Below are 1,233 nucleotides of genomic sequence, written 5' to 3' on the forward strand. Positions count from 1 at the left end.
TACATGCTCCCCATGCTTGGATGCCTTCTCTTTAAAATAATCAGGATTCCATTGGCTATAAGCCTTATGAGTACTGCTCAGATGGTCTTCATTAGTGGTGTAGGATCCCGGAGCAGGATTACGTTTATGGCTGGCAATACGTTCATGATTATAGAAAACCTCTACAGTTGATTTGGTGTATTGTATTTGAGTCTGCCTACCGATGTAGCGATAAGGAACACTGTAGTAGTTCTTGTCTGGTGAAAAAAAGACATAGCCAATCTTTTGCACCTTAGCCCTGCGGTAATCTTTTAACTCATAAGAAGTTTCCGGAAGCGGCTTAAGACATTCCCTATCTGTGGATTGGAACAACTCACGTCGGCTGGCTTGCCGATGTTGGAGCAAAAGATCGTTATAGGATACCAAAAGCTTTCTTATTTCTCTATTAAGGTCTTCCAGAGAGAAGAATGTCATATGGCGCAAAGGGTAATATATACGCTGATAAACAAGATTAACAGCATTCTCAACCAACGCCTTGTCTTGTGGAGAGTAACCACGGGTTGGGTTAATTGCACAGTTGTAATGGCATGCAAAGTCTTTGAATGAGCGATTTATCTCTGGCTCGTATTTGCTGGCTCTGGTAACTGCCGATTTTAGATTGTCAGACACGATGCCCTTGGGCACGCCCCCATAGTAAGACAATGCGTTTGCCATGCAATGTATTAAATCTTCACGTTTTTGACTCAGGCAAGCTTCTACATAGGTATATTGACTTTTGGGCAAAATGGTAACAAAAACCTCAACAGGAGTGATTTCGCCAGTTTCCCGATTGGTAATTTGAAGCTTCTTGCCTGCAAAATCAATATAAACTTCATGACCCGGTTCATGATCAAGTTTCATGGAACCTTTCTCCTTAGGGAACTTCCGGTGGTAGTGTTCCATGAACTGGGTGTAACTGTAAGGCTCTTTTGATTGCTGTTGATACTCTTTGTAATGAAACAGAAATGTAAATCCAGGATAATCACGCTGCTGGTTCATATCTTCAAAGTAGAGCATCAGTTCATTATAACGCGGGTTTTTAATGGTTGTGTGCGATGGAAAAAGTTTGAGCAGCTCTGAGTTCTCCAGATCAAGAAGCTCTTCTTTACTGTGCTTACTGGCATTGAAAAGATGCACATAACCATTTATCGTGTTACGATGGATACTAAGCATACTACCAATCTTGCGATTGCTTAATCCATCCAAATGTAGTGT

At 41.4% G+C, this 1,233-nt stretch carries 1 protein-coding gene; it reads right to left on the reverse strand.

The window, feature by feature from the left end; all coding sequences use genetic code 11:
• Positions 1–1,233, reverse strand: a 1,233-nt coding sequence (istA, locus tag B5X70_RS17760) for an IS21 family transposase (RefSeq protein WP_200812625.1), incomplete at both ends; no start/stop codon positions are given.

Origin of the sequence: Alkalitalea saponilacus (genome assembly GCF_900168165.1) — a bacterium.
In the GTDB taxonomy this organism is placed as follows: Bacteria; Bacteroidota; Bacteroidia; order Bacteroidales; family Marinilabiliaceae; genus Natronoflexus; species Natronoflexus saponilacus.